Raw genomic sequence first — 16,437 nt, forward strand, 5'->3', positions numbered from 1 at the left:
AGTGTCGCAGGGAGGCCAAGGACGATGACATTGGGGTTGTCCCGTAAGCTGCATTTTGTCGGGACGCGTGCGCAAGCCGCCTCGCTACATCCTTTGCTGCACCCGCCACCCATGCCGTTTTGGCCGCTGGCGCGGACGCCAGGGCAACCACCGGCGCCGGCCTGCTGCAGCGCTGCATAAATTCCCCTTGTAGCGCGCGTAAAAACTTCCTAAAAATTGGTCAGGCCACTTTACCTCCTGGCCCAAATCATTTTCGGAATCGCGCGCCGACATGCCCCTGCAGCAGATCGAACCCCGCCGCCTTTACCGCCAGATTGCCGACCAGTTGCGCCGGTTGATCGAGAACGGGGAGTTTCCCGTGGGCGCGCGCCTGCCGCCGGAGCGAGACCTTGCGGTGCAACTGGGCGTGTCGCGGCCATCGGTGCGCGAAGCACTGATTGCGCTGGAGGTGGAGGGGCTGGTGGAGGTGCGGATGGGCTCGGGCATCTACGCCTGTCCGCCGGAACGTGCGCGCGCTGCCAGCGTGATGGCCGAGCCGCCGCTGGATGTGATCCGCGCGCGACAGACCATCGAGGGCGAGATGGCGGCCAACGCCGCGCGGCATGCCACGCCGGCATTGCTGGACGCGCTGGAAGAATCGATTGCCATCATGCAGGAGGAGGCCGGCGCCGGACAGATTCCGGTCAAAGGCGATCGCCTGTTCCATTTGCGGATTACCGAAGTCTCGGGCAATGCCGTGCTGCAGCGCCTGGTGGCCGAGCTGTTCGACGAGCGTCATAACCCGCTCTTTGCCCGCTTCGGCAGCCACTTCGAGAACGCGTCCAGCTGGCACGCGGCCATTGCCGAGCACCGCGCCGTGGTGGCCGCCATCGCCTCGGGCTCGGCGGATGCCGCGCGCGACGCCATGTGCCTGCACCTGGAAGCCTCGCACAGCCGCTTCTACGCGGCGTGGCCCGCAGGCGCGCCAATCGAGCCCACCGAGCCAACCGAGCCAACCCCAACGCGGCGCAAGCCGCGCAAGCTTGCCGAGGAGTCATGATGTCCCTGGTCTGCCACATCCATGCGAGCGAAGACCTGCGTTTCACGCAAGTGGAGCCTGCCGCTCCCGGGCCGTTCGAGGTCGAGGTGCGCCTTGGTGCGGCCGGTATCTGCGGCTCGGACCTGCACTACTACTTCCACGGCAAGGTCGGCGCCTTCGTGATCCGCGAGCCGCTGACGCCGGGCCACGAAGCGGCCGGCATCGTCTCCCGCGTTGGCAGCGCGGTCACGCGCGTCGCGCCGGGCAACAAGGTGGCGATCAATCCCTCGCATGCGTGCGGGCAATGCGACTACTGCCGGGCCGGGCGCGACAACCTTTGCCGGAACATGCGTTTTCTCGGCAGCGCCAGCATCTATCCGCACGTGCAAGGCATGTTCCGCGAGCACTTCCTGATGCACGAGCGCCAGCTGACGCCGGTGGACAGCGATATCTCGCTGGGTGAGCTGGCGTTTGCCGAGCCGCTCTCGGTGGCGCTGCATGGCGTGAACCGCGCGGGCGAGCTGCTGGGCAAGACCGTGCTGGTCACTGGCGGCGGCACCATCGGCAGCCTGGCGGTGATGGCCGCGCGCCTAGCCGGCGCCGCGCATATCATCGCCTGCGATATCGCGGACCGCCCGCTCGAAGTGGCGTTGCGAGTTGGCGCCGACCAGGTGATCCGCACCGACCGGGAGCCACCGCAGGCGCTGCAGGACCTCGCCGATGTCTGCCTGGAAGCTGCCGGCAGCGGCGCGGCGCTGGACACCTGCCTGCTGGCCGCGCGGCGTGGCGCCCGCATCGTTCAGATCGGCACGTTGCCGGCCGAGGGGCTGCACTTTCCGGCCAACAACATCATGGCGCGCGAGCTGGAGTATGTCGGCGCGTTCCGCTTCGGGCGCGAGTTCGACTGGGCCGTGCGCTACCTTACGCAAGGCCGCCTCGACGTGCGCCCGCTGCTGTCGGCGCAGCTGCCGCTGGCGCAGGCCGTGGAGGCATTCGCGCTGGCTGCCGACAAGACGCGCAGCACCAAGGTACAGCTCACCGCCGCATAGATCCATCCACGCAGCACCTGACTGCCGCAAGCGCATCCGCAAGACAGCGCAAGGCCCACCACACCGAAGGAGACGAAGCATGAAGCCATTTTCCCTGCGCCTGCCGTCAACGTTGCTGCCGGCCGCACTTGTGCTGGCAACCTGCGTGGCCAGCCTAGCCTGCGGCAGCGCGCTGGCCCAGACCAAGCTCAAGTGGGCGCACGTGTACGAGACCTCGGAACCGTTTCACAAGTGGTCGGTGTGGGCCGCCGATGAGATCAAGAAGCGCAGCAACGGCAGGTACCAGATCGATGTGTTTCCCGCCTCCCAGCTCGGCAAGGAGAACGACATCAACCAGGGCCTGGCGATGGGCTCGGTCGATATCATCATCTCGGGCTCCAGCTTTGCCGCCAAGTCGTTCCCGCGCATCGGCGTGACTTACTACCCTTACACCTTCCGCGACGCCAACCACCTGCTGGCCTATACCAAGAGCGATATCTACAAGGAACTCACGCGTGGCTACGAGGAGAAATCGGGCAACCATATCGTCGCCACGACTTACTACGGGACGCGCCAGTCCACCTCCAACAAGCCCTTCTCGCACTGTGCCGAGATGAAGGGCCTGAAGATGCGCGTGCCCGATGTGCCAGCCTACCTTGCCATGCCACGCGCCTGCGGCGTGAATACCTCGCCGATTGCCTTTGCCGAGGTGTACCTGGCACTGCAGAACGGCACCGTGGAGGCGCAGGAGAACCCGCTGCCCACTATCGAAGCCAAGAAATTCTACGAGGTGCAGAAGTACATCGTGCTCACGGGCCATATCGTCGACCACCTCAACACGGTGATCTCGGGAGGGCTGTGGAAGAAGCTCTCCGAGGCCGACCGCAAGATGTTCAGCGACGTGGCGCAGGAAGCTGCCATGCGCGCCACCGCCGACGTGGTGGCGCGGGAGAAGGAGCTGGTAGCGGTATTCAAGCAAAAGGGCCTGACGGTCACCGACATCAATGTGCCGGAGTACCGCGACGCGGTGCTGAAGAACGTGAGCTTTGAATCGCAGGGTTATCGCAAGGCCGACTGGGACAAGATCCAGGCCGTGCAGTGACCCCGGCGGCAGGCGCGGCGGGCTTGCAGGCGCCCGATGGCAGATCACAGACCACAGATCAGGCAGATCGCAGTCTTTGCGGAGCAACACCATGGAAATGCGTTCCCGACTTGCCGACGACCTGCCCGCGCAGGCCGTTGCCGGCGAGACCTCAGGCGGTGCGCCGCAACTGGCCACCGTCGCGGAGCTGGCGCACAGCTTCGAAGAGGCGGACAACAAGCAGGTGGACCTTGCCGGCTACGCCGCCGAGGACTGGTTCACGCTGGGGCTGTTCTGGCTCATGACCGTGCTGGTCTTCCTGCAGTTCTTCACCCGCTACGTGATGAACGACTCGCTGGCCTGGACCGAGGAGCTGGCCACCTACTGCCTGATCGGCGTGGTGTTCATCGGCGCGGCCATGTGCGTGCGCAAGAGCCGGCATATCCAGGTGGACCTGATCTACCGCTACCTGCCGCATGCGCCGGCACGCGCGCTGTCCACGCTGGTGGACATTGTGCGCACTGCCTTTCTTGGCTATGCCGGCTGGCTGGTCTGGCGCTACATCCTGGTGGTGGGCGACGAGCCGATGACCACCATCGAGTGGAACAAGAGCTGGATCTACTACCTGGTGCTGGCCGGATTCGTCCTGATGTGCCTGCGCTCCTGCCAGGTGAGCTGGCTGAACTGGACGCAGGGTTTTTCCATCCTGGAGCGCCCCGAAGCGTTCGAGGCCAGCGACGACTGACGACGACTGACAACGACAGACAACGACCGACGACCGACGACCAACCCGGAGCGCGCGCCGCCATGTGGATCCTGATTGTTTCCTTCCTGCTGCTGATGCTGGTGGGCCTGCCAGTCGCCATTGCGATGGCGGTGGCTTCGCTGCTGTATATCTGGACCTCCGGCACAGTGCCGGACGTGATCCTGGCGCAGCGCATGATTGCCGGCGTGGAGAGCTTTCCGCTCCTGGCCGTGCCCTTCTTCATCCTCGCCGGCAACCTGATGAACGTGGCCGGTATCACCGGGCGCATCTATAACTTCGCCGTGGCGCTGGTGGGCTGGATGCGCGGCGGGCTGGGCCACGTCAACATCATCGGCTCGGTGATCTTCTCCGGCATGTCGGGCACCGCCATTGCCGATGCGGCGGGCCTGGGCACCATCGAGATCAAGGCCATGCAGGACCACGGCTACGAGACCGAGTTCGCGGTTGGCGTGACGGCGGCCTCGGCCACGCTCGGGCCGATCATCCCGCCGTCGCTGCCGTTCGTGATCTACGGCATGATGGCCAATGTGTCGATCGGCTCGCTGTTCCTGGCCGGCATCGTGCCGGGACTGGTGCTGACCTTGTTCATGATGGGCACGGTGGCGTGGTTTGCCCACCGCCGCGGCTGGGGCAGAGATACGGCGTTCTCCTGGAAGCTGCTGGGCAACGCCAGCATCGAGATCGCGGTGGTGCTGGCCTTTCCGCTGGCGATCTGGCTGATGACGCGCTTTGGCGTGTCCACCAACGTGGCCGCGCTGATCGCGCTGGTGGTGCTGCTGGCGCTGGACTGGTACTTCGACTTTTCCGCGGTGATGGCGCTGATGGCGCCGGTGATCCTGATTGGCGGCATGACGCTGGGCTGGTTCACGCCCACCGAGGCCGCGGTGGCGGCGGTGATCTGGGCGCTGTTCCTCGGGCTGGTGCGCTACCGCTCCATGACGCTGCGCTCGCTGGCCAAGGCCACGCTCGACACCATCGAGACCACCGCATCGGTGCTGTTCATCGTCACCGCGGCATCGATCTTCGCGTGGCTGCTCACCACTAGCCAGGCCGCGCAGATGCTGTCCGACGCCATCCTTGGCTTCACCCACAACAAATGGGTGTTCCTGCTGCTGGCCAACGTGCTGATCCTGATCGTGGGCTGCTTTATCGACACCACGGCGGCGATCACCATCCTGGTCCCGATCCTGTTGCCCATCGTGCTCAAGCTCGGCATCGACCCGATCCACTTCGGGCTGGTGATGACGCTCAACCTGATGATCGGCCTGCTGCATCCGCCGCTGGGGATGGTGCTGTTCGTGCTGGCGCGGGTGGCCAAGCTGTCGGTGGAGCGCACTACCGTGGCCATCCTGCCGTGGCTGGTGCCGTTGTTCCTGACGCTGATCGCCATCACCTATTTCCCGGCGATCACGCTGTGGCTGCCGAACCTGGTGGGCAGCAAATGAGCGCCACCATCGTCCAGGTCGAACTGCTGCAGGTGGACCTGCCGCCGCGCGTGCCGCGCTCCGACGCCATCCAGTCCTTCGTCACGCAGGAAACGCCCATGGTGCGCATCCGCTGCGATGATGGCGCCGAGGGCACGGGCTACGCCTATACCATCGGCACCGGCGGCTCATCGGTGATGGCGCTGCTGCGCGATCACCTGGCGCCGCGCTTGATCGGGCGCGATCCCGCCCAGATCGAGGCGATCTGGCGCGAGCTGCTGTTTGCCACGCACGCCACCTCGGTCGGCGCCATCACCAGCCTGGCGCTGGCCGCCATCGATACCGCGCTGTGGGACTGGCGCTGCCGGCGCGACGGCCAGCCCCTGTGGCTTGCCGCCGGCGGGGCGCAACCGCGCGTGCCGGTCTACACCACCGAAGGCGGCTGGCTGCACCTGGATGCCGATACGCTGGTGAGCGAGGCCGTGGCGGCGCGCGAGGCGGGTTTTCGCGGCGCCAAGCTGAAGGTGGGCCGTGCGCGGGCGAGCGAGGATGTGGCGCGCCTCGCGGCGGTGCGTGCCGCGGTAGGTGACGGCTTCGAGCTGATGGTGGATGCCAACCAGTGCTTCACCGCCGCCGAGGCCATCCGGCGCGCGCCTCGCTACGCCGAGCTGGGCATCGCGTGGTTCGAGGAGCCGCTGCCGGCCGACGATATCGGCGGGCACGTGCGGCTGGCCGCATCCACCTCGGTGCCCATCGCGGTGGGCGAGTCGTTGTACTCGCCTGGCCAGTTTGCCGAGTACGTGCGCCAGGGCGCCTGCGGGATCGTGCAGGCCGATGTGGCGCGCATTGGCGGCATCACGCCCTGGCTTAAGGTGGCGCACCTGGCCGAGGCCCACAACCTGCCGATTTGCCCGCACTTCCTGATGGAGCTGCATGTGTCGCTATGCGCTGCGGTGCCCAACGCGGCCTGGGTGGAGTACATCCCGCAGCTCGACGAGATTGCCGCCAGCAGCGTGCGCATCGAGGCTGGCTACGCCATCGCCCCGGACGCGCCGGGCCTTGGCATCGAATGGGACTGGGCCGCGATCGGGCGCCGCACGGTGGCGCGCACGCTGGTTTCCTGATGATTTCACCGGCTACGCAAACGTGGCCGGGACCGCTCATGGAGAACGACTGATGACGCAACGACTCGCTGGCAAGCTGGCCCTCGTCACCGCGGCCGGGCAGGGCATTGGCCGCGCCACCGCCGAAGCCTATCTGCGTGAAGGCGCGCGCGTGATCGCCGCCGATATCAACGAGCGCCTGCTCGAGGCGCTGGCCGGCCAGCCCGGCTGCACCACGCTGCGGCTGGACGTGACGGACGGTGCCGCGGTGCAGGCCGCGGCGAAGCAGGCTGGCGCGCTCGATATCCTGTTCAACGGCGCGGGCTTCGTGCACCACGGCACCATCCTGGAATGCGACGAAGCGGCTTTCGATTTCTCGATGAACCTGAACGTGCGCGCCATGTACAGCATGATGCGCGCCTTCCTGCCCGCCATGGTGGCGCAGCGCCGCGGCTCGATCGTCAACATGGCGTCGGTGGCGGGCAGCATCAAGGGCGCGCCCAACCGCTTCGTCTACGGCGCCACCAAGGCGGCGGTGATCGGCATGACCAAGTCGGTGGCGGCGGACTACATCGGCCATGGCATCCGCTGCAATGCGATCTGCCCTGGCACGGTGGAGTCGCCCTCGCTGCGCCAGCGCATCGCGGACCAGGCGCGTGATGGCGGCAAGAGCCTGGCCGAGGTGGAAGCCGCCTTTGTCGCCCGCCAGCCAATGGGGCGCATCGGCAGCGCCGCGGAGATCGCCGCGCTGGCGGTGTATCTCGGCTCGGACGAATCGGCATTCACCACCGGCACGGCGCAGGTGATCGACGGTGGCTGGTCCAACTGAGGCGGCACATCCTGCTCGTCCCTCTCAGCCATCCGCCCGGAGCCAGCATGCCAGCCGATAACATCCTCAATGTCATCCGCATACACCCCGCCGACGACATCGTCATCGCCTGCCGCCAATTGGTGCCGGGCACCGTCATCGCCGCCGAGGGCGTGACCGTCGCCAGCCTGGTGCCGCCCGGACACAAGCTGGCGGTGCGCGCCATCGCCGCGGGCGCGCCGGTGCGGCGCTACAACCAGATCATCGGTTTTGCGCGCCAGCCGATCGCGCCGGGCCAGCACGTGCATACGCATAACCTGGCCATGGGCGAGTTCGCACGCGAATACGCTGCCGGCGCCGATGCGCGCGCCACCGAGTACGTTGATGCACCTGCCTGCTTCGACGGCATCAAACGGGCCGACGGCAGCGTGGCCACCCGCAACTACATTGGCATCCTCACCTCGGTGAACTGCTCCGCAACGGTGGCGCGCGCCATTGCCGATCATTTCCGGCGCGAGCTTCGCCCCGAGGCACTGGGCGCGTTTCCCAATGTGGACGGCGTGGTGGCGCTCACGCATGGCGCGGGCTGCGCCACCGATAGCGAGGGCGAGAACCTGCGCGTATTACGCCGCACGCTGGCGGGCTACGCGCGCCACCCGAACTTTGCCGCGGTGCTGGTGGTGGGGCTGGGCTGCGAGGCCAACCAGATCGATGGCCTACTGGCCGAGGCGCATCTCGCTGGCATGGCCGGCGGCCCGCGCCTGCATGCGTTCAACATCCAGGACAGCGGCGGCACGGCCGGCGCGGTGGCGCGCGGCGTGGCCATCGTGCAGGACCTGCTTGCCGATGCCAATCGCGTGCACCGGCAAGCCGTGCCAGCGAGCCACATCACGGTGGGCCTGCAATGCGGCGGCTCGGATGGCTACTCCGGGCTGACTGCCAACCCGGCGCTGGGCGCGGCCGTGGATCTGCTGGTGCGCCACGGCGGCGGCGCCATTTTGTCCGAGACGCCCGAGATCTACGGCGCCGAGCATCTGCTGACGCGCCGCGCGGCGTCGCCAGCGGTGGCCGCGCGCCTGCTGGCGCGGATCCGCTGGTGGGAGGACTACTGCGCGCGCAACCACGGCAGCATGGACAACAATCCCTCGGCTGGCAACAAGGCCGGCGGGCTCACCACCATCCTGGAGAAGTCGCTAGGCGCGGTGGCCAAGAGCGGCACCACCAACCTGGTGGAGGTCTACGAATTCGCGCAGCCGGTGCGCGCGCGCGGCCTGGTCTTCATGGACACGCCTGGCTACGACCCGGTCTCGGCCACCGGCCAGGTGGCGGGCGGCGCCAACCTGATCTGCTTCACCACGGGGCGCGGCTCGGCCTACGGCTGCGCGCCATCGCCCTCGCTCAAGCTGGCGACCAATAACGCGCTGTGGCAAAGGCAGGCCGACGATATCGACATCAACTGCGGCGACATCGTCGATGGCGGCGCCAGCATCGCGCAAAAGGGCGAGCAGATTTTCCGGCTGATGCTGGAGACCGCATCGGGGCGAAAGACCAAAAGCGAGCTGCACGGCTACGGGCAGAACGAGTTCGTGCCGTGGTCGCTGGGCGCGGTCATGTAAGCGCGAGCAGGCACCGGGAACCATCGAAGAAAACCACGCAGGAGAGAGCATGAAGATCACCGCCGCGCGCGTCATCGTGTGTTCCCCGGGACGCAACTTCGTGACGCTGAAGATCGAGACCGACGAGGGCCTGAGCGGCATTGGCGATGCCACGCTCAACGGCCGCGAGCTGGCCGTGGCGAGCTACCTGGCGGACCACGTGGCGCCCTGCCTGATCGGGCGCGACCCGCATCAGGTGGAGGACATCTGGCAGTACCTGTATCGCGGCGCGTACTGGCGGCGGGGGCCGGTGACCATGAGCGCGATCGCCGCGGTGGATACCGCGCTGTGGGACATCAAGGCCAAGGCAGCGGGCATGCCGCTCTACCAGTTGCTGGGCGGCAAGAGCCGCACCGGCGTGATGGTGTACGGCCACGCCAATGGCAGCGATATCGAGGCCACGGTGGACGAGGTGCTGCGCTACCAGGAAATGGGCTACCGCGCGGTGCGCGCGCAATCGGGTGTGCCGGGGCTTAACAAGGTGTATGGCGTGTCGTCGGACCGCCTGTTCTACGAGCCGGCCGATGCGTCGCTGCCGTCGGAGCACGACTGGAGCACGGAGCGCTACCTGGACCACACGCCGCGCCTGTTCGAGAAGGTACGTGACGCGGCTGGCTGGGACCTGCACCTGCTGCACGACGTGCACCACCGGCTCACGCCGATCGAGGCGGCGCGCCTGGGCAAGTCGCTGGAGCCGTTCCGCCTGTTCTGGATGGAAGACGCCACGCCCGCGGAGCACCAGGAGAGCTTCCGGCTGATCCGCCATCACACCACCACGCCGCTGGCGGTGGGCGAGGTCTTCAACACCATCTGGGATTGCAAGACGCTGATCCAGGAACAGTTGATCGACTACATCCGCGCCACCGTGGTCCATGCGGGTGGCATCACGCACCTGCGCCGCATCGCTGATTTCGCCGCCATGCACCAGGTCCGCACCGGCTCGCATGGCGCGACCGACCTCTCGCCGGTGTGCATGGGCGCCGCGCTGCATTTTGATCTGTGGGTGCCTAACTTCGGCATCCAGGAATACATGCGCCACAGCGAGGAGACCGATGCGGTGTTCCCGCACGCCTACACCTTTGCCAACGGCATGCTGTATCCGGGCGATGCGCCGGGACATGGCGTGGATATCGACGAGACGCTGGCGGCCAGGTATCCCTATCAACGCGCCTACCTGCCGGTGAATCGCCTTGCCCACGATGGCACGCTCTGGCACTGGTAGTTCTAATGCCAGGCAAACACAGGCACGCACGATGACGACGCCAAGACTGCATCCCGACACGCTCGCGCAACTTCCGCAGGACGTACTGCGCCCGCGCTATCCGCGCGAACGCCTGCGCGGCGGCATTGTCCACCTGGGCATCGGCGCTTTTCACCGCGCGCACCAGGCGGCGGTGACGGACGCCGCACTGCATGCGGACGCAACCGGCGCGCACTCGTTAGACTGGGGCATCGTCGGCGTCTCGCTTCGCCGGCCCGACACGCGCGACGCGCTGGCGCCGCAGCAAGGCCTGTACACGCTGGCGCTGCGCGGGGTGCGCGACGACGGCAGCCGCTTCGCGCAGTTGCAGGTGATCGGCGCGGTGATTGCAGTGCTGGTGGCCGCCGATGATCCCGATGCCGTGCTGGAGCGGATCGCGCATGCGGACGCGCGCATCGTCAGCCTGACGGTGACGGAGAAGGGGTACTGCCATGACCCCGCCACCGGCACATTGAACTTCAGCGACCCGGGCGTCGTGCATGACCTGCTGCATGCCAGCGCCCCGGTTACCGCCATCGGCTATCTGGCGCGCGGCCTGCAACGGCGCATGGCACGCGGCCTGCCGCCGCTGACCTTGCTCAGCTGCGACAACATCGCCGCCAACGGCGACACGCTGCGCGCCTTGCTGCTGGCCTTCTGCGCGCGCGTGGATGGCGCGCTCCACGATTGGGTGGCCGAACGCTGCGGCTTTCCCAATGCCATGGTCGACCGCATCGTGCCCAAGACCACCGTGGACGATGCCGCGCGCATCAGCGCCACGCTTGGCGTGGAGGACGCATGGCCCGTGGTGGGCGAACCCTTCCTGCAGTGGGTGATGGAGGACCGCTTCGTGGCCGGCCGGCCGCGCTGGGAGGCGGGCGGGGCGCAGTTCGTCGAGCACGCGCACCCGTTCGAGACGCTCAAGCATCGCCTGGTCAACGGCAGCCATTCGACCACGGCCTACCTGGGCATGGTGGCCGGGTGGGCCACCACCGACCGCGCCATCGCCGTGCCGGCTGTGCGCGCGCTGATAGCCGGCATGATGGAGCAGGAAATGCTGCCAACCTTGCCTGCGCTGCCGGGGCTGGACACCGTGGCCTATCGGCGCGACCTGCTGGCGCGCTTTGCCAATCCCGCGCTGCAGCATAAGACCAGCCAGATCGCCATGGACGGCTCGCAGAAGATCCCGCAGCGCCTGCTGGCGCCGATCCGCGAGCGCTTGCGCGCCGGTGCCCCGTTTCCGCGCCTGGCGCTGGGCGTGGCAGGCTGGCTGCATTTCCTGCGCGGCCGGGACGAGCACGGCGCCGAGTACCGTATCGAAGACCCGCTGGCATCTTCGCTGCATGCCTTGCTGGCCGAGGCCGATGCCCGGCATGCGCGGGAAGCGGATCGCATCGCGGCCATCGCGTCGTTCACGCCGGTGTTCGGGGATCTGGCCGCTTCGCGCGTGTTCGTCGAAACGCTTGCCACGCATACGCGCATGCTGCGCGAGCACGGCGTGCTGGCGACACTCGCGGCGGTCGCCGGCACCCAGGCCAGCGCCGCCTGAACGGATCGCTGCCCGCCAAGTACCGATCCTGTCACCCGGGCGTGGCACGTTGCGGCGCCAACGTGGCGCCGGCCCACCTCCAGCACTTATTTGCGCGTGTGCGGTCAAACGATCAGGCCGGCGTGTCCTATGCTGTGCAGATACGCAGGCCTGATCGGCAGTCGAGTCGCAACTTGCGTATAAGAAGCGCAACAGCAGAGCAACAGCAGAGCAACCGCAGCGCAACTGCAGCGCAACTGCAGCAAAAGCGGCGGTGAAACAGCATATCTGGAGGTGGCTATGGAACTTCACATGCAATCGCACCACTACGTGCGCCGCATGCCAGACTGGACCGCGGCAGCGGTGTCGGGGCTGGCGGCCGGGGCGCTGTTGATGGTGATCGAGCTGTTCTGGTCGACGATGGTGGCGGGCATCAACCCGTGGGGCACGACGCGGATGATCGCGGCGATCCTGATGGGGCAGGACGTGCTCCAGACATCGTTGTTCAGCGTGGGTACCGTGGCCGCGGCGCTGATGATCCATTTTGTGCTCGGCGCGGTGCTGGGCATGATCCTGGGGGCCATCATCGCGCCATTTCACCTGGATTCGAGCACGGGCCTGGCATTGCTTACCGGCGCGGTATTCGGCATTGCCGTGTACCTGCTCAACTTCTACGGCATGACGCACTTCTTCACCTGGTTCGCCGATGCGCGTGGCTGGCATACGCTGGTTGGCCACATGATCTTCGGCATGACCGCGGCCATTGCCTACTGGAAGCTCGAAAGCAAGGATGTATCTCACTGAGCACGCAGACCGGAGGAAATACCAGCCAACCCATCAGCGCGTGCCGCAGCGCATATCCCTGCTTCCATTGCCTTGCGTCTACGCGGTTTAGTGGTTTAGTGGTTTAGACCCGCGCATTGCCACTACACGGGCCGTGCGGGCCGGCGGCGGCGGATGAAAGCTCCGGCTTTCTCCGCCGCTTTTTGTTTTGCCGCCGGTGGCGCGTGGCCGGGCCAATTTTGTGTGGCATCGCACCCAAAGCGCTGTCAAGGCCGCCTTGCCGGTGGCGGACCAGATGCACTAGTCTTATCTCAGCTTGCGTGTAGTTCGCAACCTTCTGTACGCAAGCGGGGAGGGTCGGTATGGCGATAGCCATTGCAATCGTGATCATCGTCGTTGCTTCGGTGCTCTTCCATTTCGTGAGCCCGTGGTGGGCGACACCGCTTGCCTCCAACTGGAAGCAGATGGACGACACGCTGACCATCACGCTGGTCATCACCGGCATCTTCTTCGTCATCATCAACCTGTTCGTCGCCTACATCGCCTGGCGCTACCGCCATCGCGACGGCGCGCGCGCGGCCTATCAGCCGGAGAACCCCAAGCTGGAGCTGTGGCTGACCGCGGGCACCACGCTTGGGGTGATCGCGCTGCTGGCGCCGGGCCTGTTCGTCTATGCCGAGTACGTGCGTCCACCCGGCGACGCCATGGTTCTGGAGGTGGTGGGCCAGCAGTGGCAGTGGGGCTTTCGCTTTCCCGGCCGGGGCGGCCAGCTCGGCACCTCGGACCCGCGCTTTGTCACGCCCGCCAACCCGCTCGGCGTGAACCCGGACGACCCGCGCGGGCAGGACGACATCATCGTTGCCGGCCAGGAAGTCCATCTGCCGCTGAATCGTCCGGTCAAGGTGCTGCTGCGCTCCAAGGACGTGCTCCACGACTTCTACGTGCCGCCGTTTCGGGCCCGCATGAACATGGTGCCCGGCACTGTTACGTCGTTCTGGTTCACGCCGACCAAGGCGGGCACGTACGAGATCCTGTGCGCGCAACTGTGCGGGGTCGGCCATTACAACATGCGTGGCCACGTGGTGGTGGAGGACGAGGCGGCGTTCCAGGCATGGCTCGCGCGCCAGCCGACGTTTGCGCTGACCATGGTGAAGACGCCCCCAACGGCGCCAGCGGCTGCGCCTGCTGGCGCGCCGGCAGCCGATACGCTCGTCGAACAGGGCCGTGCGCTGGCCCAGAGCAAGGGCTGCGTGGGTTGCCACAGCATCGATGGCACCGTTGGCGTGGGGCCAAGCTGGAAGGGCTTGTATGGCAGTACCGGGACCTTTGCCGACGGCAGCAGCGCGAAGGTCGACGACGCTTACCTGAAGACGGAGATCACCGATCCGCAGGCGCGCCTGGTCAAGGGTTTCGGCCCGCTCATGCCGAAGATGGCCCTGAGCGACGAGGAGGTGAGCGCGCTGATTGCCTACATCCGCGCCAACGGCGCGCCCGGCGCTGCAACGCAGGCAGGCGCCGCGTCGGGCGCGGCGGCCAGGTAGGTCGCAGGCAGGTTGCAAAGAAGGTTACAGGAGGGAGTGCAATGGCATACGCCGACGAGGCCGCCCACGACGGACCGCAGAGCTTCTTTACCCGCTACATCTGGAGCCAGGATCACAAGGTGATCGCGGTGCAGTACACGCTGGTTGCCATCTTCGTGGGGCTGATCGGCGTGGTGCTTTCCAACCTGATGCGTCTGCAACTGGGCTTCCCCGGGCACTTCACGTTTATCAACGCCAACCGCTACTACCAGTTCGTGACCATGCACGGGATGATCATGGTGATCTACCTGCTCACGGCGCTCTTTCTCGGCGGCTTCGGCAATTACCTGATCCCGCTGATGGTGGGGGCGCGCGACATGGTGTTCCCGTACCTCAACATGCTGAGCTTCTGGGTCTACTTCCTCTCGGTGCTGGTGCTGCTGTCGAGCTTCTTCGTGCCGGGCGGGCCCACCGGCGCCGGCTGGACGCTGTATCCGCCGCAGGCCATCCTGCCGGGCACGCCCGGCTATGAGTGGGGCATCATCCTGATGCTGGTGTCGCTGCTGATCTTCATTGTGGCCGCCACCATGGGCGGGCTCAACTACGTCACCACCGTGCTGCAGGCGCGCACCGAGGGCATGACGCTGATGCGCATGCCGCTGGCCGTGTGGGGCATCTTCATGGCCACCATCCTGGCGCTGCTGGCCTTTCCGGCGCTGTTCGTGTCAGGTGTGATGATGCTGCTGGACCGCACGCTGGGCACGAGCTTCTTCATGCCGGCAATCGTGTCGCTGGGCCAGCAGCTTAACTACAAGGGCGGCAGCCCGTTGCTGTTCCAGCACCTGTTCTGGTTCTTCGGCCACCCGGAGGTGTACATCGTCGCGTTGCCGGCGTTCGGCATCGTCTCCGACCTGGTCAGCGTGCATTCGCGCAAGAGCATCTTCGGCTATCGCACCATGGTGTGGGCCATCCTGGCCATCGGCGTGCTGTCGGTGGTGGTGTGGGCGCACCATATGTTCGTGAGCGGGATGAACCCGTACTTCGGCTTCTTCTTTGCCACCACCACGCTGATCATCGCGATTCCCACCGCCATCAAGGTCTATAACTGGGTCATCACGCTGTGGCGGGGCGACATCCATTTCTCGGTGCCGATGCTGTTTGCCATCGCCTTTATCAGCACCTTCGTGATCGGCGGGCTGACCGGGCTGTTCCTGGGCAATGTCAGCGTGGACATTCCGCTGTCGAACACGTATTTCGTGGTCGCGCACTTCCATATGGTGATGGGCGTTTCGCCGATCCTGGTGGTGTTTGGCGGGATCTATCACTGGTACCCCAAGGTCACCGGCCGCATGCTCAACGACAAGCTTGGGCACATTCATTTCTGGGTGACGTTCGTCGGCACCTATGCCATCTTCTTCCCGATGCACTACCTGGGCATCCTTGGCATGCCGCGGCGCTACTACGCCTACGACAACTACGCCTTCATCCCCGAGTCGGCGCACACCATGAACGCCTATATCTCCGTGGCGGCGTTTATCGTGGCGGCGGCGCAGTTGCTGTTCATCTTCAACCTGGCCTGGAGCCTCAGGCACGGCAGGCCGGCGGGCTCCAATCCCTGGCGCGCGGCCTCGCTGGAGTGGCAGACACCGGACACGCCACCCGTGCACGGCAACTGGGGCGCGGAGCAGCCGGTGGTGCATCGCTGGGCCTATGCCTATAGCGTGCCAGGCGCGAGCGAGGATTTCATCGCGCAGAACGCGCCACCCGAGGCCGGGGGCGCCGAGCCCGAGCCGCACACCAGCCATGGAGCCGTGGCATGAACGCTAACCTGGTCTATCGCGCCGGTGCCGACGGCGAGCGGCGCCCGGGCCCCGGCCCCGGCGATGTGGGCAGGCAGCGCGCGAGGCCCGCGCCGGCCAGCATCGGGCTGTGGGTGTTCATGGGCGTGGTGAGCTCGCTGTTTGCATTGTTTATCGCCGCGTACGCCATGCGCATGGATTCGCCTGACTGGCACGCGGTGGCGTTGCCGTGGCAGGTCTGGCTGTCCACGGCCTTGCTGGCTGCGGGGAGCGGGGTGATGCTGGTGGCCGCGCGCGCGGCCCGCGCCGGACGTGTCTCGGTGGCGCACCGCGCGCTGTGCTTCGGCGGCCTGGCCGCGGCGGCGTTCGTGGCTTCGCAGTTGTGGGCATGGCAGGCCCTGCTCGCCATCCACGTGGTGCCTGCCAATAACCCGTCCGGGAGCTTCTTCTACCTGCTGACCGCGATGCATGGCCTGCATGTGCTGGGCGGCCTGGCTGGCTGGGCGATGGCCATGCGCGCCGGGCCGGGCAGCGCGCTGCGCATTCGCCTGTGCGCGCGCTACTGGCATTTCCTGCTGGCCGTGTGGCTGGTGCTGCTGGCCGCGCTTGGCTGGCTCACGCCGGAGTTCGTTCGCTTTATCTGCGGCCGCGGCTAGGCGGCCCGGCCGATTCTCGAAGGAGACG

General features: G+C 66.7%; 14 protein-coding genes. All 14 read left to right on the forward strand.

The window, feature by feature from the left end; translation table 11 throughout:
• Positions 1–271: 271 nt before the first annotated feature.
• The 14 genes from AC1RQC_RS06830 (at position 272) to AC1RQC_RS06895 (ending at position 16,409) form a co-directional block, all read left to right on the forward strand.
• Positions 272–1,039 carry a FadR/GntR family transcriptional regulator gene (locus AC1RQC_RS06830; RefSeq protein WP_492387260.1) on the forward strand — a complete coding sequence of 256 codons (768 nt, stop codon included), beginning with the start codon at positions 272–274 and terminating at the stop codon, positions 1,037–1,039.
• Complete coding sequence (locus AC1RQC_RS06835; protein WP_416053361.1) at positions 1,039–2,067, forward strand: L-idonate 5-dehydrogenase; 1,029 nt, start codon at positions 1,039–1,041, stop codon at positions 2,065–2,067. Before AC1RQC_RS06830 ends, AC1RQC_RS06835 begins: the two co-directional genes overlap by 1 nt.
• Positions 2,068–2,146: 79 nt before the next feature.
• Complete coding sequence (locus tag AC1RQC_RS06840) at positions 2,147–3,148, forward strand: sialic acid TRAP transporter substrate-binding protein SiaP (protein WP_492375903.1); 1,002 nt, start codon at positions 2,147–2,149, stop codon at positions 3,146–3,148.
• A gap of 91 nt (positions 3,149–3,239) precedes the next feature.
• The gene (locus tag AC1RQC_RS06845; protein WP_492375902.1) at positions 3,240–3,872 is read left to right on the forward strand and encodes a TRAP transporter small permease; all 633 of its coding nucleotides are present in this window, start codon (positions 3,240–3,242) and stop codon (positions 3,870–3,872) included.
• Between the two features lie 62 nt (positions 3,873–3,934).
• The gene (locus tag AC1RQC_RS06850; protein WP_492882755.1) at positions 3,935–5,338 is read left to right on the forward strand and encodes a TRAP transporter large permease; all 1,404 of its coding nucleotides are present in this window, start codon (positions 3,935–3,937) and stop codon (positions 5,336–5,338) included.
• Entirely contained in the window at positions 5,335–6,441 is a 1,107-nt protein-coding gene (locus AC1RQC_RS06855; protein ID WP_492375900.1) for a mandelate racemase/muconate lactonizing enzyme family protein, read from the forward strand. The genes AC1RQC_RS06850 and AC1RQC_RS06855 overlap by 4 nt, the downstream gene beginning before the upstream one ends.
• Before the next feature lie 52 nt (positions 6,442–6,493).
• Positions 6,494–7,249, forward strand: coding sequence for an SDR family oxidoreductase (locus AC1RQC_RS06860; RefSeq protein WP_492375899.1), 756 nt, complete (start codon positions 6,494–6,496; stop codon positions 7,247–7,249).
• Positions 7,250–7,296: 47 nt separating this feature from the next.
• Entirely contained in the window at positions 7,297–8,844 is a 1,548-nt protein-coding gene (locus AC1RQC_RS06865) for a UxaA family hydrolase (protein ID WP_492375898.1), read from the forward strand.
• Positions 8,845–8,893: 49 nt separating this feature from the next.
• Entirely contained in the window at positions 8,894–10,105 is a 1,212-nt protein-coding gene (gene manD, locus AC1RQC_RS06870; RefSeq protein ID WP_492375897.1) for a D-mannonate dehydratase ManD, read from the forward strand.
• A 31-nt stretch (positions 10,106–10,136) separates the two neighbouring features.
• Positions 10,137–11,672 carry a mannitol dehydrogenase family protein gene (locus AC1RQC_RS06875; protein ID WP_492882757.1) on the forward strand — a complete coding sequence of 512 codons (1,536 nt, stop codon included), beginning with the start codon at positions 10,137–10,139 and terminating at the stop codon, positions 11,670–11,672.
• 279 nt (positions 11,673–11,951) lie between these two features.
• A complete protein-coding gene (locus AC1RQC_RS06880; protein ID WP_459375043.1) occupies positions 11,952–12,455 on the forward strand; it encodes a hypothetical protein in 504 nt (167 codons plus the stop codon).
• 341 nt (positions 12,456–12,796) lie between these two features.
• On the forward strand, positions 12,797–13,975 hold the full coding sequence (locus AC1RQC_RS06885; protein WP_492882759.1) for a c-type cytochrome: 1,179 nt from the start codon (positions 12,797–12,799) through the stop codon (positions 13,973–13,975).
• Positions 13,976–14,016: 41 nt separating this feature from the next.
• Positions 14,017–15,774 carry a cytochrome c oxidase subunit I gene (ctaD, locus tag AC1RQC_RS06890; RefSeq protein ID WP_492375894.1) on the forward strand — a complete coding sequence of 586 codons (1,758 nt, stop codon included), beginning with the start codon at positions 14,017–14,019 and terminating at the stop codon, positions 15,772–15,774.
• Positions 15,771–16,409, forward strand: coding sequence for a cytochrome c oxidase subunit 3 family protein (locus AC1RQC_RS06895; RefSeq protein ID WP_492375893.1), 639 nt, complete (start codon positions 15,771–15,773; stop codon positions 16,407–16,409). The genes ctaD and AC1RQC_RS06895 overlap by 4 nt, the downstream gene beginning before the upstream one ends.
• Positions 16,410–16,437: the final 28 nt, after the last annotated feature.

The sequence above is a fragment of the Cupriavidus sp. GW822-FHT03E04 genome (assembly GCF_058801495.1).

Excerpts from the sequence above, each read along its gene's own strand:
- AC1RQC_RS06885 (WP_492882759.1), top strand. The coding sequence starts at position 12,797 with ATGGCGATAGCCATTGCAATCGTGATCATCGTCGTTGCTTCGGTGCTC.
- AC1RQC_RS06835 (WP_416053361.1), top strand. The coding sequence starts at position 1,039 with ATGTCCCTGGTCTGCCACATCCATGCGAGCGAAGACCTGCGTTTCACG.
- AC1RQC_RS06875 (WP_492882757.1), top strand. The coding sequence starts at position 10,137 with ATGACGACGCCAAGACTGCATCCCGACACGCTCGCGCAACTTCCGCAG.
- AC1RQC_RS06895 (WP_492375893.1), top strand. The coding sequence starts at position 15,771 with ATGAACGCTAACCTGGTCTATCGCGCCGGTGCCGACGGCGAGCGGCGC.
- AC1RQC_RS06865 (WP_492375898.1), top strand. The coding sequence starts at position 7,297 with ATGCCAGCCGATAACATCCTCAATGTCATCCGCATACACCCCGCCGAC.
- AC1RQC_RS06840 (WP_492375903.1), top strand. The coding sequence starts at position 2,147 with ATGAAGCCATTTTCCCTGCGCCTGCCGTCAACGTTGCTGCCGGCCGCA.
- AC1RQC_RS06880 (WP_459375043.1), top strand. The coding sequence starts at position 11,952 with ATGGAACTTCACATGCAATCGCACCACTACGTGCGCCGCATGCCAGAC.
- AC1RQC_RS06860 (WP_492375899.1), top strand. The coding sequence starts at position 6,494 with ATGACGCAACGACTCGCTGGCAAGCTGGCCCTCGTCACCGCGGCCGGG.
- AC1RQC_RS06855 (WP_492375900.1), top strand. The coding sequence starts at position 5,335 with ATGAGCGCCACCATCGTCCAGGTCGAACTGCTGCAGGTGGACCTGCCG.
- manD (WP_492375897.1), top strand. The coding sequence starts at position 8,894 with ATGAAGATCACCGCCGCGCGCGTCATCGTGTGTTCCCCGGGACGCAAC.
- AC1RQC_RS06830 (WP_492387260.1), top strand. The coding sequence starts at position 272 with ATGCCCCTGCAGCAGATCGAACCCCGCCGCCTTTACCGCCAGATTGCC.
- AC1RQC_RS06850 (WP_492882755.1), top strand. The coding sequence starts at position 3,935 with ATGTGGATCCTGATTGTTTCCTTCCTGCTGCTGATGCTGGTGGGCCTG.
- ctaD (WP_492375894.1), top strand. The coding sequence starts at position 14,017 with ATGGCATACGCCGACGAGGCCGCCCACGACGGACCGCAGAGCTTCTTT.
- AC1RQC_RS06845 (WP_492375902.1), top strand. The coding sequence starts at position 3,240 with ATGGAAATGCGTTCCCGACTTGCCGACGACCTGCCCGCGCAGGCCGTT.